The sequence below is a fragment of the Dyella thiooxydans genome, assembly GCF_001641285.1.
In the GTDB taxonomy this organism is placed as follows: Bacteria; Pseudomonadota; Gammaproteobacteria; order Xanthomonadales; family Rhodanobacteraceae; genus Dyella_A; species Dyella_A thiooxydans.
In genome coordinates this window covers 3,449,864-3,471,020 of sequence record NZ_CP014841.1, presented here as the reverse complement: position 1 = coordinate 3,471,020, position 21,157 = coordinate 3,449,864, and the positions used below count along the sequence as shown (strand labels likewise).

At 64.3% G+C, this 21,157-nt stretch carries 17 protein-coding genes; 8 read left to right on the top strand and 9 right to left on the bottom strand.

The features are described from left to right. Nucleotides 1-31 precede the first annotated feature (31 nt). From ATSB10_RS15635 to pyrC, 5 genes are all read left to right on the top strand, one after another. Nucleotides 32-1,609, top strand: coding sequence for an NADH-quinone oxidoreductase subunit L (locus tag ATSB10_RS15635; RefSeq protein WP_063673664.1), 1,578 nt, complete (start codon nt 32-34; stop codon nt 1,607-1,609). Next, nucleotides 1,606-4,059 carry a YbcC family protein gene (locus ATSB10_RS15630; RefSeq protein ID WP_063673663.1) on the top strand — a complete coding sequence of 818 codons (2,454 nt, stop codon included), beginning with the start codon at nt 1,606-1,608 and terminating at the stop codon, nt 4,057-4,059. Before ATSB10_RS15635 ends, ATSB10_RS15630 begins: the two co-directional genes overlap by 4 nt. Beyond that, nucleotides 4,056-4,976, top strand: coding sequence for a sulfate adenylyltransferase subunit CysD (cysD, locus tag ATSB10_RS15625; protein ID WP_063674533.1), 921 nt, complete (start codon nt 4,056-4,058; stop codon nt 4,974-4,976). The genes ATSB10_RS15630 and cysD overlap by 4 nt, the downstream gene beginning before the upstream one ends. Continuing rightward, the gene (locus ATSB10_RS15620; protein ID WP_063673662.1) at nt 4,976-5,839 is read left to right on the top strand and encodes a DUF6671 family protein; all 864 of its coding nucleotides are present in this window, start codon (nt 4,976-4,978) and stop codon (nt 5,837-5,839) included. The genes cysD and ATSB10_RS15620 overlap by 1 nt, the downstream gene beginning before the upstream one ends. A 75-nt stretch (nt 5,840-5,914) precedes the next feature. Beyond that, entirely contained in the window at nt 5,915-6,967 is a 1,053-nt protein-coding gene (gene pyrC / locus ATSB10_RS15615; RefSeq protein ID WP_063673661.1) for a dihydroorotase, read from the top strand. A gap of 10 nt (nt 6,968-6,977) precedes the next feature. Here the strand turns inward: pyrC and ATSB10_RS15610 are convergent, their stop codons facing one another. Beyond that, entirely contained in the window at nt 6,978-7,673 is a 696-nt protein-coding gene (locus tag ATSB10_RS15610) for an EAL domain-containing protein (RefSeq protein ID WP_083966348.1), read from the bottom strand. Nucleotides 7,674-7,880: 207 nt separating this feature from the next. After that, complete coding sequence (locus ATSB10_RS15605) at nt 7,881-8,084, bottom strand: hypothetical protein (RefSeq protein ID WP_063673660.1); 204 nt, start codon at nt 8,082-8,084, stop codon at nt 7,881-7,883. A gap of 876 nt (nt 8,085-8,960) precedes the next feature. On the opposite strand from ATSB10_RS15605, the gene ATSB10_RS15600 reads away from it, so the two are divergent. The 3 genes from ATSB10_RS15600 (at nt 8,961) to ATSB10_RS19460 (ending at nt 10,769) form a co-directional block, all read left to right on the top strand. Next, nucleotides 8,961-9,236: a type II toxin-antitoxin system TacA family antitoxin gene (locus ATSB10_RS15600; RefSeq protein ID WP_063673659.1), complete on the top strand. Its 276-nt coding sequence runs from the start codon at nt 8,961-8,963 to the stop codon at nt 9,234-9,236. Continuing rightward, nucleotides 9,233-9,733 (top strand): GNAT family N-acetyltransferase, encoded by a 501-nt coding sequence (locus ATSB10_RS15595; RefSeq protein ID WP_063673658.1) that lies wholly within the window; start codon nt 9,233-9,235, stop codon nt 9,731-9,733. The genes ATSB10_RS15600 and ATSB10_RS15595 overlap by 4 nt, the downstream gene beginning before the upstream one ends. A 199-nt stretch (nt 9,734-9,932) precedes the next feature. After that, nucleotides 9,933-10,769, top strand: coding sequence for a hypothetical protein (locus tag ATSB10_RS19460; RefSeq protein WP_157469311.1), 837 nt, complete (start codon nt 9,933-9,935; stop codon nt 10,767-10,769). On the opposite strand, the gene ATSB10_RS15590 is transcribed toward ATSB10_RS19460, so the two are convergent. From ATSB10_RS15590 to ATSB10_RS15555, 7 genes are all read right to left on the bottom strand, one after another. After that, nucleotides 10,669-13,737 (bottom strand): glycosyltransferase family 2 protein, encoded by a 3,069-nt coding sequence (locus ATSB10_RS15590; protein WP_083966256.1) that lies wholly within the window; start codon nt 13,735-13,737, stop codon nt 10,669-10,671. The two genes, ATSB10_RS19460 and ATSB10_RS15590, sit on opposite strands and share 101 nt — an antisense overlap. Beyond that, nucleotides 13,724-14,428, bottom strand: a complete 705-nt coding sequence (locus tag ATSB10_RS15580; RefSeq protein WP_236886444.1) for a glycosyltransferase — start codon at nt 14,426-14,428, stop codon at nt 13,724-13,726. The genes ATSB10_RS15590 and ATSB10_RS15580 overlap by 14 nt, the downstream gene beginning before the upstream one ends. 340 nt (nt 14,429-14,768) lie before the next feature. Next, the gene (locus tag ATSB10_RS15575; RefSeq protein WP_063673654.1) at nt 14,769-15,353 is read right to left on the bottom strand and encodes an SHOCT domain-containing protein; all 585 of its coding nucleotides are present in this window, start codon (nt 15,351-15,353) and stop codon (nt 14,769-14,771) included. A 902-nt stretch (nt 15,354-16,255) separates the two neighbouring features. Further along, nucleotides 16,256-17,974, bottom strand: coding sequence for a CsgG/HfaB family protein (locus ATSB10_RS15570; RefSeq protein WP_063673653.1), 1,719 nt, complete (start codon nt 17,972-17,974; stop codon nt 16,256-16,258). Further along, nucleotides 17,974-18,651 (bottom strand): hypothetical protein, encoded by a 678-nt coding sequence (locus ATSB10_RS15565; RefSeq protein ID WP_063673652.1) that lies wholly within the window; start codon nt 18,649-18,651, stop codon nt 17,974-17,976. Before ATSB10_RS15565 ends, ATSB10_RS15570 begins: the two co-directional genes overlap by 1 nt. Nucleotides 18,652-18,691: 40 nt before the next feature. Next, nucleotides 18,692-19,801: a hypothetical protein gene (locus ATSB10_RS15560; protein WP_236886443.1), complete on the bottom strand. Its 1,110-nt coding sequence runs from the start codon at nt 19,799-19,801 to the stop codon at nt 18,692-18,694. After that, complete coding sequence (locus tag ATSB10_RS15555) at nt 19,792-21,003, bottom strand: hypothetical protein (protein ID WP_157469307.1); 1,212 nt, start codon at nt 21,001-21,003, stop codon at nt 19,792-19,794. Before ATSB10_RS15555 ends, ATSB10_RS15560 begins: the two co-directional genes overlap by 10 nt. Between the last annotated feature and the right edge of the window lie 154 nt (nt 21,004-21,157).

The following is a 21,157-nucleotide window of genomic DNA, read 5'->3' as shown; positions in this document are numbered from 1 at the left end:
GACATGGTTTTCATATGTTCCGGACCCGTCCATGCCCATGCTTATCGTGCTGCTTGCCCCCGCCTCGTTCGTCCTCGCCGCGCTGGTAGCGATGACCGATGCCGCCGGGCGTCGTCGCTTCTCCTGGGCGGCGATCCAAGCCGCCGGGGCGCTCTCGACAGGGCTTGCGCTGGCGGCCCTGGCGGCGGCGGTGATGCGCGGCCCGCTGTCCGCCGCGCTGGTGGACTGGCACGGCGCGGGCGTGTCGGTGCGGCTGGACGCGCTGGGCACCAGCCTGTTCCTGCTGGTCGCGTTCATCGGGACGATCGTGCTGCGCTACAGCCGCAACTACCTCGACGGCGATCCGCGCCGCGGCCTGTTCGCCGCCGAGCTGTGCCTGACCCTGGCCGCGGTGATGACCCTCGTGCTGGCCGGCAACCTCGCCCTGCTCGCCGCGGCGTGGATCGCTACCAGCCTGGCACTGCACCGGCTGCTGCTGTTCTATCCCGAGCGCGCCGCCGCGGTACGCGCGGCCGGCCGCAAGTTCATCGTCGCCCGCCTCGGCGACGCCTGCCTGCTCGGCGCATTCGCCCTGCTCGCCTGGACCTGCCGCAGCGCCGACCTCGCTACCGTGCTGGCGCAGGTGCGCGACGGCGCGCCAACCGGCGCAGCGGTGCCGGCGGCCGCGGTGCTGCTGGTGATCGCCGCCGCGCTGAAGTCGGCGCAGTTTCCCGCCCACGGCTGGCTGCCGGACATCATCGACACGCCCACGCCGGTGTCGGCGCTGCTGCACGCCGGCATCATCAACGGCGGCGGCTTCCTGGCGATCCGCTTTGCCGAGGTGCTGGTGGCGGTGCCCGCAGCGATGCACCTGCTGGCGGCGATCGGCGCGATCACCGCGGTCTACGGTTCGCTGGTGATGCTGACCCAGACCAGCATCAAGGCCTCGCTGGCCTGGTCGACCATCGCGCAGATGGGCCTGATGCTGCTGGAGTGCGGCCTGGGCGCCTTCCCGCTCGCGCTGCTGCACCTGATCGCCCACTCGTTCTACAAGGCACACGGCTTCCTCGCCTCCGGCACCGCGGTGGACGCGGTGGCCCGCCGCCGCGCCGCCGCACCGGCCGCGGGCGGTCGGGCGCGGGCGCTGGGCCCGGTGCTGGCGATCGTGCTCTACCTCGCGCTGCGTCCGCTGATGGACCGGATCGACCCGGAGCCCGCCGCGATCGGCGCGCTCGGCCTGCTGCTGGCGATCGGCGCCGGCCTGCTGCTGGCACGCGCCACGCCGGCGCGGCGGCCGGCCGCCAACCTCGTGCGCGGACTCGTGCTCGCCGCCTTCGCCATGCTCGCCTACGCCGCGTTGCACGCGGTTGCCGGCGCTGCGCTGGCCGGCAGCGTGCCGGCCGCCCCGGCGGCGAGCTGGGTCACCTGGGCGATCCTCGGCCCCACCCTGCTGGCCTTCGCCGCCATCGCGCTGGTGCAGCTGATGCCCGAGACGCTGCAGGCGCGGCGCGGCTGGCGCACTGCCTACGTGCATCTCGCGCAGGGCCTCTATGTCGATGCCTTCCTGTGGCATCGCCTGGAGAACCGCGCGACCACTGCCCCTGTCTCCGTCGCGGAGGTCCGTCGATGAACGCCATGCTGCGCCCCGCCGAAACCGACGCCGCCCCGGCTGCCACCACGACACCGACGCTGCAGGCCGCCGTCACGGACGCCTGCCGCCGGGTCGCCCCGCTGTGGCCGCTCGCCCACTTCGTCGCGGTGAACCCCTTCCTCGGCCTCACCGACCTGCCGTTCGCCGAAGCGGCGCAGCGGGTCGCCGCCACCGAGGGCGCCCGCGTGACGCCAGCGCGGCGCGTCCACGCCGAGGCAATCGCCCGCGGCGAGATCACCGACGCCGACCTCGCCGAGGCGCTGCGCCAGGCCGCACCCGGCCCGCACCGCCCGGCCGACGTGGCCGAACTCAAGCGCCACCTCGCCGGACCGCACGACCCCGCCGGCGATGCGTTGCCCACGGTGCTGTCGCTGGCCGCAACGGTCCACCGGCGCGACGACGAAGCGCTGGCCGACGCCCAGCTCGCGCAGTGGGCGGCCTCGCACTACGACCAGGGCCAGGCGATGTGGGCCTCGCCCTGGCGCGGACTGCGCCCGTATGCGGCGTGGCACGAGCAGGCACAGCGCGACCGGCGCCCCGAGATCGAGGGCTGGTCGGGCTTCCGCGCCGCGGTGCGCGCGCTGCCGGCGGACGCCGACGCGCTGATCGCCGAAGCGGCCACCGCGCTGGCGCTGCCGGCGCCGGGCCTGCCGCTCTACTTCCAGCGCCTGCTGGCGACGCTCGGCGGCTGGGCCGGCCACGCGCGCTACCGCGACTGGCAGGACGAGCTGCGCGGCGAAGCCGGCAGCGAGCTGGCCGAACTGCTCGCCGTGCGGCTGGCGTGGGAGCTGCTGGCGCTGCGCCTCGGTGGCCCGCGGCTCGCCGCGGCCTGGGCCGGTGCCCGCGAACGGTTCGTCGAACACGGCCGCGATCCGCGCCGGCTGCGCGCCTTCGTGGTCGACGAGATCGTCCAGCATGCCTACGAGATCGCCTGGCAGCGCCCGCTGGCCGCGAAGCTGGTGGCGACCCGCGCGCCAGCGACCGAGCCCGCGCCGCGCGCGCCGGTGCAGGCGGCGTTCTGCATCGACGTGCGCTCCGAAGTGTTCCGCCGCGCGCTGGAAGGCAGCCTGCCCGGCGCCGAGACGCTGGGCTTCGCCGGCTTCTTCGGCATGCCGGTGAGCTACGTCCCGTTCGGCCACGACACCGGCCGCGCGCAGTGCCCGGCGTTGCTCGCGCCGCCGCTGACCGTGCACGAACAGCCCAAGCGCAGCTCCGACAGCGACCGCGCGACGCGACTCGCGCAGCAGCGCACGCGCAACCTGCGCGCCGCCGGCTGGCAGGCGTTCAAGCGCGCGGCGGTGGCCTCGTTCGCCTTCGTCGAGAGCCTGGGCCTGGTCTACGCCGCACGCCTGCTGCTGGACGGCTTCGGGCTGGCCAGGCATTCGCCGCGTGGCCGCTGCCGCGACGACATGGAAGCCACGCTGCCGCCGCCGGAGGTCCGGCTGGACCTGGCGACCAACCTGCTGCGCGGCATGTCGCTCACCGACCGCTTCGCACGGCTGGTGCTGCTCGCCGGCCACGGCGCCAGCAGCACCAACAACCCCTACGCCAGCGGGCTGGACTGCGGCGCCTGCGGCGGCCACAGCGGCGAAGCGAATGCCCGGCTAGCCGCGCGCGTGCTCAACGACGCGGCAGTGCGCGAGGGCCTCGCAACCCGCGGCATCGCGATTCCCGCCGACACCGTGTTCGTGGCCGGCCTGCACGACACCACTACCGACGCGCTCATCCTGTACGACCGCGACGACGTGCCGGCCAGCCACGCCGACGACCTCGACCGCCTCGAGCAGGCGCTGGCCGAAGCCGGCGCGCGCACCCGCACCGAGCGCGCCGCCCGGCTGGGGCTGGACGCCTCGCCCGAGGGCCTGCGTGCCCTGCTCGCGCGCAGCCAGGACTGGAGCCAGCCGCGACCGGAATGGGGCCTGGCCGGCTGCGCCGCCTTCATCGCCGCGCCGCGCGAGGCCACCCGTGCGCTCGACCTCGGGGGCCGCGTGTTCCTGCACAGCTACACCTGGGCGCAGGATCCGGAGGGCCGCGTGCTGGAGCAGATCATGAGCGCGCCGATGGTGGTCGCCAGCTGGATCAACCTGCAGTACTACGCCTCCAGCGTGGACAACGACGCGTTCGGCAGCGGCAACAAAACCCTGCACAACGTGGTCGCCGGCGTCGGCGTGATGGAGGGCGCCGGCGGCCACCTGCGCAGCGGCCTGCCCTGGCAGTCGGTCTCCGACGGCACCGCGCTGGTGCACGAACCGCGCCGGCTCACCGCGGTGCTGGCCGCGCCCACCGAGGCGATCGAGCGCGTGCTGGCGAAGCAGGCCGGCGTGCGCGAACTGGTCGATCACGGCTGGCTGCACCTGTTCGCGCTGCCGCCCGGCGGCGAGGGTCTGTGGCGCCGCGGCGCCGACAGCCGCTGGGAACGCTTCGCGTGAATCCGGCCGGCGCGCGCCGGCTGGGCGGCCACCTCGACGCGCTGGAGAACGAGGCGATCCACATCCTGCGCGAGGGCGTGGCGCAGGCCCAGCGCCCGGTACTGCTGTTCTCCGCCGGCAAGGATTCCACCGTGCTGGCCCACCTCGCGGTGTGCGCGTTTCATCCCGCGCCGCCGCCGATGCCGCTGCTGCACGTCGACTCCACTTGGGAGTTCCGCGAACTGCTGGCGTTTCGCGACGCGTTCGCGCGGGCGCACCGCTTCGAGCTGCACGTCTACGCCAACGAGGCCGGGCGCGCCGCGGGCATCAACCCGTTCGACCACGGCGAGGCCTACACCACCGCGATGCGCACCGACGCGCTGAAGCAGGCGCTGGACCGCGGCCGGCACGACGTGGTGTTCGGCGGCGCGCGCCGCGACGAGGAGCGCACCCGCGCCAAGGAGCGCGTGTTCTCGGTGCGCAGCGCCACCCACGCCTGGAACCCGCGCCAGCAGCGGCCGGAGCTGTGGAATCTCTACAACACGCGGCTGGCGCCGGGGCAGTCGCTGCGCGCCTACCCGCTGTCCTACTGGACCGAGCTCGACATCTGGTGCTACGCGCTGCGCCGCGAACTGGCGCTGGCGCCGCTGTACTTCGCCGCGTCGCGCCCGGTGGTCGAGCGCGACGGCGGCCTGCTGGTGGTGGACGACCGGGCGCGGATGCGCCTGGCACCGGGCGAGACCGTCACGCACCGCCCGGTGCGCTTCCGCACGCTCGGCTGCTGGCCAGTGACCGGAGCGATCGCCTCGGACGCGCGCGACCTGCGCGCGGTGATCGCCGAGACCGCGCGCGCCAGCGGCTCGGAGCGCCAGGGCCGGCTGGCCGATCGCGAAGGTGGCGGCAGCCTCGAGCAGCAGAAGCTCGAAGGCTACTTCTGATGGCCGAGGCGGTGCCCTCGCTGTGCGGCGAGACCGCGGTGCTGGCCACCATGCACGGCAAGGAGCGGGCGATCGCGCCGCTGCTGGCGCGCTTCCTCGGCGTGCGGGTGGTGGTGCCGGAGGACTTCGACACCGACCGCTTCGGCACCTTCAGCCGCGACGTCGCGCGCACCAGCACGTCGCTGGAGACGGCGCGGGCGAAGATCCGCACCGGCTTTGAGCGCGTCCCCGAAGCGCGGCTCGGACTGGCCAGCGAGGGCAGCTTCGGGCCGCATCCGCACGTGCCCTTCCTGGCCTGGGGCAGCGAGCAGGTGGTGCTGGTCGACCGCGCCACCGGGCTGGAGCTGGTCGGCCGCCACGAGGCGCCGGCCCGGCACTTCGCCCATGCGCGGGTGGAGGACGTGGACGCGGCGCGGGCCTTCGCCGCGCGCGTCGGCTTTCCCCGCCAGGGCGTGATCGTGATGGGCATGGAGGGCGGCCAGCCCACGCCCGCCGTCGCGCTGGCCAAGGACGCGCACGACGACGGGACCTTGGTCGCCGCGGTACGCCGCGCACTGGATGCCTGTGAGGCGGCCTCGGTGGAAACCGACATGCGCGCCCACCGCAATCCGCAGCGCATGCGCTGCATCCGCCGCGCCACCGTGGATCTGCTGCGCGCCTGGCGCAGCCGCTGCCCGGCCTGCGCGCGGCCGGGCTTCGTGATCAGCGCCCGCCTGCCCGGCCGGCCCTGCGGCTGGTGCGGCGCACCGACCCGGCAGGTGCTGGCCGACGAGCGGCGCTGCGCCGGCTGCGGCCATCTCGAACGGCGCCCGCGCGACGGCGGTCCGGCCGACCCTGCGCACTGCGACGCCTGCAACCCCTGACGCACCCACCGGACTTTTTCGCCCGGACGCGGGACACTATGCGTCTTTGATCCCCATCCACGAGAGGAACGGCCCATGAGCACGGACCGACTGGACATCGTCCGCCCCGACGACTGGCACCTGCACCTGCGCGACGGCGAGGCGCTGGCCTCGGTGATCGGCCACACCGCGCGGCGCTTCGCCCGCGCCATCGTGATGCCCAACCTCAAGCCGCCGGTGGCCACCGTGGGGCAGGCGCTGGCCTACCGCGAACGCATTCTCGCCGCCGTGCCCGCGGGCATGACGTTCGAACCGCTGATGACGCTGTACCTCACGCGGCAGACCACGCCGGAGGAGATCTTCGCGGCCAAGGCCAGCGGCCAGGTGTTCGCGGTGAAGTTCTACCCGCAGGGCGCCACCACCAACTCGGCCGCCGGCGTGTCCGATCTGGCCACCGTCTACCCGGTGCTGGAAGCGATGGAGCAGGCCGACCTGCCGCTGCTGGTGCACGGCGAGGTGACCGATCCGGCGGTGGACGTGTTCGACCGCGAGAAGACCTTCATCGACCAGCACATGGTGCCGCTGCGCGCGCGCTTCCCGAACCTGCGCGTGGTGTTCGAGCACATCACCACCGCCGACGCGGTGCAGTTCGTGCAGGCGCAGGACAAGCACGTGGCCGCCACGATCACCGTCCACCACCTGCTGCTCAATCGCAACGCGCTGTTCGACGGCGGCGTGCGCCCGCATCACTACTGCGCGCCGGTGCTCAAGCGCGAGCAGCATCGCCGGGCGCTGCTGGCCGCGGCGACCGGCGGCGATGCGCGCTTCTTCCTCGGCACCGACAGCGCACCGCATCCGCGCGAGGCCAAGCTGGCCGACTGCGGCTGCGCCGGCATCTTCACCGCGCACGCTGCGATCGAGCTGTACGCCGAGGCCTTCGAGGAAGCCGGCCGGCTCGACCGGCTGGAAGGCTTCGCCAGCTTCCACGGCGCGGATTTCTATCGCCTGCCGCGCAACACCGCGCGCATGGTGCTGGAACGCCGCGCCTGGACCGTGCCGGACACCGTGCCGCTGGGGTCGAGCGTGTGCGTGCCGATGCGCGCCGGCAGCCAGGTGCCGTGGTCGATCGTGGACGCATCCGCCGGCTGAGGGCAGCGGATCAGCTCGCGTCGAGCGCCGACCAGTCGACGTCGGACAAGCGCTCGAAACCCGGCCGGGCGAACAGGAAACCCTGGAACAGTCCGATGCCGAATTCGCGCAGCAGCGCGAATTCGGCGCGGGTCTCCACGCCCTCGGCGATCACCTCGATGTGCAGCGCCTGGCACACGCCGAGGATGCCCCGCACGATCGCCTGGCGCACCGGGTCGGTATCGATCGCGCGCACCAGCGCCATGTCCAGCTTGATGATGTCCGGCTGGAATTCGGCCAGCAGGTTGAGGCCGGAATAGCCGGCACCGAAGTCGTCGATGGCGGTCCTGAAGCCCTGCCGCTTGTACTCGCGGATGATGCTCTTGAGGTGTTCCTTGTCGACCAGCTGCTCGTTCTCGGTGATCTCGAAGATCAGCCGCTCGGTGGGAAAACCGAACCGCCGCGCGGCCTCCAGCGTGGCGCGGATGCAGGTGGCGGCCTGGTACACCGCGTTGGGCAGGAAATTGATGCTCACGAAGCACGGCATCGCCAGCCGCGAGGCCAGCTCCACCGCCTTGACCCGGCAGGCCTGGTCGAACACGTAGCGGTTGTCCACCGTGACCTGCGGCAGGATCGTCTCGGCCCCCTCGCCCTTCAGCCCGCGGATCAGCGCCTCGTAGGCGAACACCTTGCGTTCGCGCACGTCGACGATCGGCTGGAACGCCATGGTGAATTCGAACGGCAGATCCTCGCCGGGACGGCAGGCGTTGCACGGCGGCAAGGGAGGGGTGTCGGCGGTCAAGGCGATGCATCGGGAACGCGGAGTCGCCAGCATACGAGGCCACACCGGGCGCCGCCACCGGCGCACCCCGCCTGCGGAACGCGGCGTGTGCGCGCCGGATCCCGCCAGCCGTCGATCACCGACCGCGGGCGATCAAAGCGCCTGCCAACGCTTCCAGTGATTGCACATCGCGCCGGGCGCCATCTGGGTGCGATGGGTCGTCGAGACCGGGTTCGCGCAGGCGGCGGTCTTCAGCGCCCCCTCGAACGTCACTTGGCCGGCCGGCTCGTGGCGACGCTCGCCGGTCCAGAATTCGCAGGTGAAGCACTGGGTGACGCCGGCGGGTTTGGTTTCCACGGGAGGGCTCGCTGTGAGGGGACTGGACGGTGACACTCGCGCATCACCACGGATATCACTCGACATGTGCGAGAGGCTCGCAAGCGAGCCTTCGGCATCGACGCGTTACGGTCACCGGATGCCCTTGGATCCCCGGCCCGACCTCGGCCGCTTCGGTCACCACGCGCACATTCATCCGACCCGGGAAAGCATCGCGCACGATCAACGCAAGAAGGCCCCGCCGGGGATGTCGACGAGGCCTGCATGGTTGGCTGGATGCGGCTTTCCGCCGCTTCGGGATCACCGCGTTCCAGCCGCAGCCGGCGAGGCGATGACCCATGGCAGATGGCGCGCCCGGAGGGATTCGAACCCCCCTTCGGAATGCAAGAAGGGACCGTCCTTCCGGTAGCGCCAAGTCCCATCGTGAGCGATAAAGATATCTAAATCAGTTATTTGCTTCCCGATCGCCCGGACGGATTCCTGTCATCTTTCCGGGCGCGCGGGACACGAATTGCCCGCTGCACCTTGTACGTTTTGACCTCAGATGAGTTATGGCCCACGTGCAGGAGAGGGCCGAGGTCGAGTTCTCGAGGGGATTTCAGGCATGCGCCGGATAGACACCAAACTTGCTCGCGAGAGGAAAGCGGCGCAGGGAGTTCTACCCGTCTCCAGGGTCGGCGGGGTTAAGAACCGCGCGGCTTACCTGGCTGTTGATGCTGAAAGCGATAAACACCACGACGCATCCGTTGTGGAGGCCGCGGGTTTGATCTACCGCCGACGCGGTGTCGACACTTGCTTCCGACGCTTGATACCCCAGAACCACGGAGGGCTGAACAGGGGCGGTGGCGTCCAGCGATTCGTGTACGTACAATGTGTATACACATGAGGACTGCCACCATGACCACCGTTGCCCGACCAACCACCATCAATCTGCGCGCCAAAGCGGCGCAGCGTAGCTTGATCGACCAGGCGGCACAGGTGGCCGGCAAGAGCCGTACGGACTTCATGCTCGAAGCGGCCTGCGAGCGGGCGCAGCAGGTGTTGCTGGAGCGGACCGTGTTTACCCTGGATGCCAACCGCTTCAAGCGGTTCCAGGCGCTACTGGATGCCCCAGTGGAGACGGGCGAGGCCCTGCGCAAGCTGCTGCGTCGTCAGGCACCGTGGGAGGCGTGAAGCGGCCAACACTGCAGGCGCCGAAGCCGCTGACCGAGGCACACCGACTGGAGGGCTTCCGCTGCACCGAGTCGGCACTGGACAGCTGGCTCAAACAGCGCGCCCGGCGTAATCAGCAGGACGGCGCCTCGCGGTGCTACGTGGTATGCGCTGACGACGATGTGGTGGGTTACTACGCCTTGGCTGCTGGAGCCGTCTCGCATGCCCAGGTCCCGGGAAGCGTCCGCCGCAACATGCCTGAACCGATTCCGGTGGTGGTGTTGGGCCGCTTGGCCGTGCATGCCGATTGGGCGGGCCAGGGGATCGGTGCCGGGCTACTCAAAGATGCTGTGCTTCGTGCCTTGCGACTGTCACAAGAGCTGGGCATCCGTGCCTTGCTGTGCCACGCCCTCCACGAAGATGCCAAGCGGTTTTACCTGCATCACGGCTTCGTCGAATCACCGATCGAGCCGCTGACCGTGATGCTGAATCTGGCGAAGCTTCAATCGATCGAGTAAGCCACAACCACATCAATGATGGCCGCCGTGCGCCGGCCGGACGATGCTTGGTTCCGCACCGATTCGGAGAACACGGGGTAGAACCCCACCCTGGTCAATTTTCAACGCGCGCCAACAGATTCGATAGCCTTCACATTCCCGTCCCTTCCAACGGAGCGGGCGAAGCTCGGGCTTCTCATCAGTGGCCATGATGTCGTCAATGTCTGAAATCCCTCTTCTGATCCTCGGGAACGGGGAACATCAATCGGTGGCCGTCGGGCCCAAGCACATCGTGCTCACGTTCAATGGGGTCTACAGGGACGGTAGCTTTGACCGCCACGTGGAGGTACTGAACGCGGCTCGTTCAGGCAGCGGTGAGGATCACCTGACGCTTCACCCGAACGCGGAAGATCTTGATTCTTGGGTTTCTGAGCTGGAAGCGTTCCTTGGTTCGACATGCCGAGCGATCCAGGACGAGCTGGGCGCCGTGCCGTCGACAGGCTTCAGCGTCGTCCACGCGCTCTGGAGTCGCCACACATCGGTTCGCATCTCCGGGATGTCGTTCGACCCCTCTCTGCTCAGGCCACGGTCGCTCGGAAACCGCACGCCGTTGCCTCAGATGTTTCACAACTGGCTTGGAGAGCGCCGCGCCAGCTTCGGGAGATGGATTCGATCACCGAACCGAGGCTGGTCTTGGCCCCTGATGGATCTGTCCGGAACTCTTGCATCGCCAGGCGAAGCCTATGACCACCGCGAGCTGCTCGACGCTCTCGATATAGCCAAGACGACGGGCTGCATAGCCTCCTTGTCCGAACGGTCCAGATCGCCAATCTATCCGGATGAAGCCCTGCTCCGAGGCACCAGTGGGACGATGGCACTGGAGCGGTGCTTCTATCTGGAGAGGGGAAAACGCGAGACCACCAATTGGTGGCTCTACGATGCTGACGCTTCCATGATCATCGATCGCCTGGCCGCGCATCTGAGGGAGGCTCAACGACAGGCTTTTGCGAAAGCGATGTCTCAGTTAACGGCGATTGCTCGAACAGCCAGCGCTTGATGGCTTGCTCCACGCGCTTGCGCTCAGATGGGTAGGCGCCACGATCGTGAAGATAGACGTACGGGCCATCCAAGTATCTGGGGCTCCTTGCCAACTCCGCCATGGGCACCATGGTCAGGAAGTCGCTCAGAATCGACGTATCCGGAGCCTCATTCCACGCGCTCTTCGGCACCTTCTCGAATAGCGACTTCCTGAAGGCGCGCAGGTGTGCCCACACATTGCCGCCCCCGGACGAGCGCGGAGCGTGATAGCTCACCGGATACAGCTGCAAGGGTTTATCAGGGCGGAACATGGGACCGTTGAGCAGATCTGCTCCCTGCTCTCGAGCCTGGGCTATGCGGTCGATGACATCCTCACCCAACAAGGCATCGTCCTGGTCAACCACGACGAGCATCGTGTCGCCATGCGGGCAAACGCACTCGACGGCCTCCCGGAAATTGGCGATATAGCCCACATGCTTGGGGCGTCGAATGAGCGTGAGTCGGTCACACAGCCAAGCGAGCTTGTGGTGGAGACCGATTGAGGCCCCGGTGTGCCCGCCGTCGTCGATGAAGATCACACCGAAGGCTTGGTTCGTCTGGCGCTTTATTGACTCCAGGCAGCGGTCCAGCTTGGCCGATGGCGTATCGCGTCCGAACAGCAGGAGCACGACCGCTTCACCCCGATGCGGGTAATTCCAAGCCGCCTCCGGGTTCACGTCCCAATGACCGCCTTGCCTCGCCGGGATCACGCCTTGGCTGAACAAGTCGCGGATACGTGCGATCACGTCCGGATCCTTATCGACGTTCAGAGGATGGATGTATCGGCTGCGGCAATCGCCGCCCCGCACGCTTCGCATACCTATAGCCGGTTGCACGGCCTCAAGGGCGCGGTGCCACATCCGCTCGAAGCGACGATTCCTGACGGTGTTCGGGAAAGGGCGACGCTTCAGTATCCGCTCAAGATCGAGAAGGCCGAATCGGACCTCAGGCGGGAAGGCGCCCGGCGTGCCTTGATACGGCTTGTAGCCCGGTTCCTGCTGGGGGATGTTGAAGCCTACGCACCAGACCGAGTCATCAAGCGCGGCCCGCTTCATGTCGTTCAGCACGTCATGGTTCCGGTCTGCCAGGCTGATCAGCACGTCGACGTCACACTGAAGGACATATCGCGTCGATACCTGATCAAAGGCCCAGACCTGGGAGAAGAGCGGAGCACCACCCGTCGTGTGTGATTCCACGATGTCGCTTCGGCCAAACCAGGCGGCATGGGTGGCGCCAATCGCGTCCCCGTCCCGGGGCGCAACCCATACCTCGTCCAGCCAGCCTTCCCGCTTCAAACGCTCAGCTTCAAAATGCAGTCGCGCACCATCGCCGGCTGCATGTTGCCGGAGGTACGGCCCCTCAAACGGATCGATGAGGAGCACCACGCGCCCCGGTAACGAGACCCGCCTAAGCTCGCCGACTATGTGCATGACCTGGCCGCGAAGCCAGTCCGCGTCCTGCGCACACGCCTTCAGGAGAAGTGTGACGTCGGCATGGACGGGCGCCCCGGAAGTGGGAAGGGCTTCCGCGGTCGCGGGGACGCCCCACGGGTGCAACGCGACCATCAGGTCGCGATAGAAGACATCGAAGGCAGGCAGGCATTGCAGCGCCTCGACGGGGGTCTGCTCTGTGCGCCTTCGTGCCAGTTCATGGTCCGACCAACCCAGCTCACCAATCGCATACAAGCGAGCCGCGACGTCCAGGAAGCGAGAGGCCGACAAAGGCACGATGTCCTTGCCGATATCGATGTACTGAAGTTCGCCGGCTTCGGTCACGCGCAGATTGTCGCGCTTGATGTTGGCGGTGACGACACGGGACCGGTAGAGCTTCGTCAGATAGCGCCCGATCGGAGCAACACCGATGCGCCTGGGCATCAATCGTGTCGCCGTATGGTTGTACCGGATGCGCGCACCAGCCGTGGCAGAGGGCACGATGTCGAAGTCGGCAATCGCTCCGTGGGTGTCACGGGTCAGCTCTTGGATGTTCCTCGCGTCGAGGCTCGACATGGCGTGGGGATAGAACTGCTTGAAGGTTCCCTCGAGATTACGAAAGACAACGCCCTCCTGGCCCCAACCCAGGATCGTCGCCCCGCTTGCACGAGCAACAAGCCAGGTATCGGCCGCGTTTGCCAACGCCTTGCGTGCACTAACCCAGGAAGCGACCTTCTTGCTCGACCGGGTAGCCATCCCATTCAGGGAATAAACCGCATAAGCAGGCTCGGGGATCACGCAACCACGGTCGGACGCGTGCATGAGCAAGCCTGCAACAAGCCAGTGATCTTCGGCACTCGCCGTCAGCGGGTACCGAATGCCGGATCGTGCGCGCAGCAGGAGGTTGCACGAAGGCAGTTCTTGGCGGGAGCGCTGGCTGCAGAACGACTGGATGAAGGCGTTCAGTCGCGCCGGGTCGGTGAGCGTTCGCGGATCCGCCCGATTGATCTGCGGGAGCAGTCGCTGACCCTCTCGAAGGCGGTGGCTCCCCACGACATAGTCGCAGCCATGTAGATCACCTGCTTCCACGAGTGCCCGGAGGCTCTGAGGGGTTGCCAAGGAATCATCCGCATCGAGGCGTGCGACCCACCGACAGGATGGAAAGTGATCATCCACAAGGTCCAGCAGTGCATTTCGCGCGTGCGCTGGGGATCCCAATCGAGCCGTAGCGACCACCAGGCGATCATCGGCCTCCCAGCCATCCCCCAGCGAAGACAGCCAGTCCGCATCGGAACTATCGTCGAGAACGAGAATGGCCAACCGATCGGCGAGATCCTGGCTCGCGACCGAAGCCAGAGCCTCGCGAAGGCCCTCGGGATGGTTGCGATGGGTTACCCCTACCACGATCGGCATGTCGAGCGCCGCGGCCGACGGAGCCTTCAAGAAGCGCATTTGGCGATGGGTTAGTGCAACACGCACGGTCCGCGGGGCATCCAAGCCGTGGTCAGATGGTTCCATCGATTGCTTCTGTGCTTTCCAGGTCAACGTCGAAGAGCTGCTTTGCCCGCTCCACGCACTGCAGCCTAACGGCGGGCGTCATGAGGTGGGAATGTGTGCGGAAGAACGCCCGGAGGCCTGCGCGCTTCTGCGGGCTACCTCTCCGCGATAAAGCGTCATCGCACGCCTCAAGGTGCCAAGTCGCGGTCATTTTCCCGGTGTAGGCAAGCTCGATGCCGGGGATCGAGAGGAGGCGGACGGCAAGATCACGGTCGTTCGTACTCGGGAGACCGTCCGTGAAGCCAGCCACCTTCCGGAGAGTCGATAACCGCACGAAAGTGTTTGATCCCTGCCAGCCAGGGTTTCCGGCCAGGAAGTCGTCCCGCTTCACCATAGCAAGCGGCGAGCGCGGCAACTCCACGCCCTGCCGCTCGACCCTGAGTCCAGACAACACTATGTCCGGCATCCCAGCTGCGCAAGCGGCGACTTCGCAACATCGCAGATGGTCGGGATCCCACGCGTCGTCGTCATCCAGGATCGCCACGTAACCGTCGTCCACAAGATCGGACACCTCATCGATTCCGGTATTCCAGGATCCTGCAGCTCCGGGTAGGCGGCGGTTCTTGATGAGATGCAGATCGATTCCACCGGCCACGGTCCTAAGATGCGCTGCCTCCTGCGGCGTGAACGCACGGTCGTCACTGACGATCACAAGGACATTCGGAAGTCGTCTCTGGGAGAGAATGGTGGGAAGAGCGACGTAGACGAGTGAGTTCCATCGAGGCCGGGTGGCCACTACGGCGGCGATGAAGTGAAATCCCCTTCGCGACGATTGGAAGTTCTGGACCTTCTTTGCTTTACTTCCAACCATACCTTTTGTAATCGCAGCTCGTTAACCGCTTAAGCATCCGACGATGCCAAAATAACCACGTTTGGGGCGGAGCATCCCGATGCTCTAGATATCACTGGGGGACATAGGTAACCGCACACTGGCCTGTCGCGCACGCAGACATTGAACGACAGCGGACCCAAGGCATCGAGACTTCCTTTTCTTAGCGCCCTAGTAGTTTTCTTCTGACCTCGTTGAAATCTTCATCAGATATGTGACCGTCGTTCTTGAGCTTCGCCCATTTGGCCAGCTCATCTGCTACTGAATACGGCTTCAGGCTCTCGGTCTTAATGATATCCAGCTCGGCGCGTGCCGCGTCTTGCCGCTGCTTCCTTGGCTTCGTCGCAAAAATTCCATTAGAGCTGACCCATTCATAATGGCGAACGATTGGCTCTTTGAACAAGTATTCAATGAATAGGAGATAGCAAACGCATAAAAATACCATAAAGGAGAGGCCAATGAATTCATCCCAGTCGTAATCCCAGTAGTGAGGATGAATGTAAAATTCCCCAGCAAGCTTCGCCAAAGCAAGGATCAGGATAATTATAGCTATGTAGATATATGCCTTAGCAAGTCTTGCAGCCGTAATTATATGACTGACATCTCCGCTTCTTTTTAGCATTGCCATTCCAAACAGCAAGAAGATTGCTGGGATAATTCCAATGACAGCAATCGTCGGCGGTATCATAAGCAGGATAAATCCAAATGCCTTTGCTTGCTCATTGCTGCTAAGTGGCTTATTTATCACAGTCTTCCTTTTCGTACTGCGGACTTATCTGGATCACGAGAGAGAATTGATCCGAGCGCCTTCGTCGACGGATATTCGTTGGCTTCGAATGAGGGCTGGCTTGCATCGATCACTTCGACAAGGACCCGTCTATGCCTCGCTCTTAGCTGAAAAATGGGTACACCTATCTGATGCGTTTGTCTGCTCTTTATGGAAATCACACTGCCCGGAGCTCAGATCCCACTTACTCTTGGGACGGTAATAGGAGCAATCAAAGCAAACACCCAACGCAGACGATGGGAGCTCATCCACGCGAGCCTTAACTTCGGCTACGACTGGAGAGAGCGCCCTTTGGCAGTGCTTGCATAGCTTTGCCTCAACCCTGATCGACTCAGCACAGTATGGACAAGCTCTGTAGCCAACTTCGTCTCTTGCGGAAGAGTTTCGATTGCTCATTGAAGCGAAGCCAAAAAATAGAACACCGACGATCACGATTAGGCTTCCCACAATGATGAAATTGCGTCGCTGGTCCATAAGTCCAATATTGTTAACTCGTCCACCAAAATCAGTAGCGACCGTCGCGTCCATATTGAACGCAACGATGGTCACGAGGATGCCTATAACAAGCGCTATAACGCCGATCGCTTTCATTCCCCCTCCCCAGCCATGTGAGTTACGCCCAAGTTTCGCAAGAACGTGCGTTCATGCCGAGAGCATAACGCATCCGTGAGCAAGTATCCGTTTCGCGGCTAATGGCAGGCATTCGTCGGACGAACATACCAAGCTGCTGGGCTTTGGGGCTGCACACTGGATCGGCCGGTCGATGATTGAGAGCGGCCATCACAGCGGCGACGCACAGAGGTTTCTCAACGGCCGGCTAAAAAGGCAAGCCCCGACCATACGATCGAGGCTTGCCGTTAGCACTACCAATTCGAGTCTGTGTCAGGCTTGGCTTGTGCCTTTTTCTTCACTACTTTTGGTTGCGAGCGCCTTTCGGCGACCTCAAGTTTCGGCTTACTCGATGCCGAAGGGTTCACCCGGTCCCGAAGCTCCATGCTCCCCGGCACAAACGGATGGGGCAAGCTAACACCAGACCCCAAAATGTGGCCGTAGGACATCGTAGGCGTTACGCGGTCGATCTGAATCGTGCAACACGGCGTTTCAGTCGGACCTAAACGCTGGCCCGACTGAGGATCGATCAGTTCCTTGCCGAGAGATACCGCTTGATACGCAGCGCCGACCACGAGGGAGTCACCGCCTTGATTGATCACCACGTTGCTGCCCGTGACCTCGATGACTGAGGGCGGGAACGTGTTCTGCAAGATCGCATGGACTATGTCCGCATCAAGTGCATTCATCATCATGGAAGCGAGGGCACTTCCATCCGCAGACGCACCGAGCGTAGTAGGTGCAGTTGCCGGCAAGTCGTAATTGAAGGATTGCGACATCACCACCTGCCCGGTAACAGCATTGACCACTCGGAAGGAAATATCCCCCCCACCCGTGTAGCTGACTAGAGTCCGGTCACTCAACCGAAGGTGACGCTCGTGGCGGAGATACTCAAAGCGCTCGACAGTGGGAATCACGATCAGATCGGTTGCGAGCTGATGTCCCAGTCTCGCGGTGTCGGCCGGACTGGCGTTGCCCGATCGAATCAGATCGAGTTCGTGGTCGATGTCACTGTTGGCCTCGCGATCCAGAACCGTGAACCGGTGCGTCTGGGTGAGCGCATCCACAAGATACTGACGAATGCGGTCCGAAACGCTTGCCGCGGGAATGGCCGAATCCCCCACCTGGAAGGTTTGTTGAGCCGAACGCGGGGCCGCCACGACGACGCGAGTGAGCTTTGCACCTTCAGCCTCGTGGTATTTCGCAACGTCGGCGGCAATTTTTACTTGCCATTCGTGGGCGTAGACCGTGTGCTTCTTCTGGTAGTCGATACTTTGGGCACCGTCATGGTGATCCCACTCACCGGAGGCCTTTGCTTCCCGCGAGGCATTCAACTTTTCATCAGCCCCCGCACTGGCACTGGCCTGACCGACGTTGTCTGCCTCCGCTGCAGCATCTGCTCGATAACTGCCGCTTGCTGAAAGGTCTGCGCTCTCCGACGCGTCGAATTTACCTTTATCCCAGCTTTCGCCCTTGCTCGCCTTCAGACTCTCCTCGTCCGCGCTGACAGGCTTGGAGACTTGGGCTTGGGACAAGATGCGGAAGTTGGTCACAGCCCCGGAGGTCTGACTGGCTAGCCACTGCGCAAAGGTCGACGAGTTCACGTCGACCTGATGGCCATCAGCGGCAAGGGCGCCATTGATTTCCGCCGATACGGATCCGCCAGAAAGCACCTTGCCGTTGACCTGCTCGATTGCGAGCTGGAGTGCGTTGTTAACCGCAGCGTTGAGCGTCGGCCCGTTGGCACTGACTTCGATGTGCTCCGTCGAGACTCCACCGAAATCAGGCTTTGCACGGATAGGTGCCGGGGTGGCAGGGGGGGGCGTGGTGGAAGGCCCTGCTGATGCAACGACCTTCTTGACGGCCGGCGCTGGGGGCGTCGCGCTTTTCTGGCTGCAGGCAGCAAGGAGAACCGCGCCTGCAAACAGATAGCTGCAGCGAATGAGCCACGCAGCTGGGCGGGTGCCCAACATCACGGCGCAAGCCCGGCAAGTGCTGCGGTTGCATCCGCGGGCATCTTTACCTTGTTGCTCTTACCAATCATTACCGTTTTACGGAACGTATCGAAGACGCTCTTCGAGTAACCCGGTGTGGCCTTGGCGATGACCATCGCCTCTTTCAACTTGCCCATACCACCGCGAAGCGCAGAAAGCCCACCCCCCATCATCGATTGCTTCGAGCTTGAACCGAAACTGGCAACCTCACCCACCAGCTTCTTGGTCCCAGCTACACCTCGAACAAAGTAAGGGAGACTCTGCACGTAATACTGCTTCTCCTGCTCGGAGAGCTTGGCTTTCTCCGCCTGCTTTGCCGCAAGCTCCTCGTTGGTCTTCTGGGACAGCTCAACCGCCTTCTTGAGTTCGTCCGCACCCACGCCGTCGCTTTGGATCGCCTTCGCTTCACTCTCCAGCAGTGCGGCCTTGTCCTTCTGGTCGTAGGCGAGCGCAAGGAATTTCTGTGCCGTCAGAATCTGGGTGTTCGACTGGATGAACGACGTGACAAGCGCGTCGCTCGTCACAGCCGCGTCACTGGAACCGCTACTTGAAGCCCCGCCAAGTGCCCCAGGCAGCTTGAACTGTGCTTGGGCGATGGTCGCACCGCCTGCAAGAACCAGCAACGACATACCGAGAGCCAATTTCCTGAGTTTCATTTACTTTCTCCCTGTTCCTGAGAATGATCCTTGGATCGTTTCAATGGATGCCCTTGTTGTTGAGCTCATCCACCATTTGCTGCGCTGCCGTCTGGGCCGCGATCTTTAGGGCATTGGTGCGTGCGACCGATGCATCCGGCCCCAGACCCGCATACTGAACGGGGCCAACCGAGCTGAGCGTCCTGGCGAAGCGGCCACTCACGTCGTAGACCTTGCCAGTCACGGTTACATAGACACGGGTATTGCCACTGACCGGGTCGATGTCCTGCATCCCAACATCAAGCGTGCCGATCGCAAACAGGTTGATACCCGCAGCGTGGACACCTTGAGTCGCGTCGCGAGTCATCTTCGGCGGGAGGTCGTCCCCGTGGCTGTAGGCGTCCCGAATCGCCTGGATGCTCAGCAGTCCATTACTTGCTCCCTCCACCTGGTCAGCTTCAATGACGTCGTAACCCGCATTGGCGAAGGTGCCAGTCATGGCCGTGTTGATTTCACCTGCTTGAGTCACCGTCCAAGCAACCTTGTCCGCCTTTCTCGTCGTGCTTCCACCAGTAGTGACAGCGACGCTTGAATGCTCGTTGACGCCATCCGACGTACCGATCTGATTCGAATGGATCGATTCGCCTTCCCGAGTCTTGCGGGTCGAGGACTGGTCAACGTCTGCACGCTTGTAGACCTTGGCATCGAAGGTCTGCACGCTCGCTTGGCTCCTCGCAACGAACAGGAAAGTCAGCATCGAGTGCTGCTGTCGCGCCACATCCGCGGCCGATGCCGAGCCACTACCGAGATCATTGAGCAGACGCGTCCCGTTGATGTCGGCTCTGATGACGACATTGAAGGTCTTGGTGGACTTATCGTCCTGCTCGTTGATGACCGTCGTCCCGAGGATGTAGTCGCTAATATGACTGGCAAGCTCCGCGCGCTTCTGGTCAAAAAGTCGCGACCGCGCCGCGTCGGTGTCCGCGACGTAGCGCTCGATCGCATTCATCTGGGCCTTCTGGATCGCCGCTTGGCGATCCTTGGCTGAAAGGTGCCAGCTATATTGCGTACTACCCATGCCTTTTTCGGAGACGGTCTGAGCATGAATGGGGCAACAGATCGTCAGCATGATGCCCATCAACATGAGCGAGGCAAGAAGCTTCATCGACATGACTGGACAAGTCCTTTGAGGGAATTGAGTTGGGATTTCACCCCGGTTTCGTGTGGCATCGAAGACGTCACCCATCGACTGTCCGGGTTGGAGATTGCCAGGGTGAAGTTGTTGAACAGCAATCGAAGTGTGTCGTAAGCATTGGCCCAGTCATCCATCGCTGATTGCGTCACCGGAACCGTTTGACTGGCGCCTTGCTTGATACTCTGCGAGAAATAGACCGTCCCCGACATCGGCTCGGTGACGGCAACATCTACGAACGCCCCATAGATGTAGCCGATGGACGTATCGGTACGTCCCTGCTCAATTTTCTTGAAGCCGGCGACCTTGAGGGAAATGGCGTAATCCGCCTCCGGGATTTTCAACTGGTACGCGTCGCCCTCGATGAAACGCGCGGCCATGCTGCCGCCGAGCGCTTGGCTGCTTGCGTACGGCAGGATTGCGAGCCGTTGATTGGCGGAGAGGTACTTTCCGAACTCACGCGCGATTTGTCCCCGAACAACCTCAGGATCCGCATTGGGCATCGCTTGGTGAAGATAGGAAAGCGCCTTAGGACCCAGGGTGACGGACGTGACGCGCAAATGGCGGCTTGCAGGTGTGGGTACTGAGGCAGAAGCGAGCGCAGATACAAATTCATCGAGCAGCGAATGGCGACCGTCCTCTCCGAGAACCATCGCCCTGAACTGTCGATCAATATCGTTGTCGTCTGGCGGCTGGGAGCTGGTGTCTATGTAGTCGACAATGATCGGGAAGCCCCCCAAGATCTGCTTCTCCTTGAAGTCGAAAAACAGGAGCTGCGCGGATATCTCAAGACGACTCTTGAAGACATCGCCAATCCGTTCGATGGAGGTGCTCTCTCCATCGAGAGCGAGCGCGAGCGCGGTAGAGCGGCTGGAATCCTTGATTGAACCCAGTTGATCGAAGATGAGTTTGGGTGCACTTGGGTTCTCGCGAATCCGCTGTCGCAATGCGGAGTTGACCTGTGCATTGGTGGCGCTATCGAGCACCCTTGAAAGGTGTGGAAACTCTTTCGGCACGCCGGCCGCATTGGCTGAAAAAGCAACGCCTGCGAAGTAGACGTTCTCCGGCGGTGCGGCAAAGGCCGCAGGCGGTGCGGCAAGAAGCAATACCAATAGCAGCCAGATACCGGCCAAAGCCCGAGATAGAGCACACCGATGAGGCGCCCGCTCTGCGAAATGCATTCCCTTTCCCCTGTTCCTTATCTTCGCGACCTCTTAGCGGTCAGAGATCGCTCTGCATTTGATCAAGGCGCTGAGCAACCACAGTCTCCACGCCTTGCTGCTTCTGACTCGGACACCGTCAAAGGCGCCACAAGAAATCAGATCCCGAGACTTT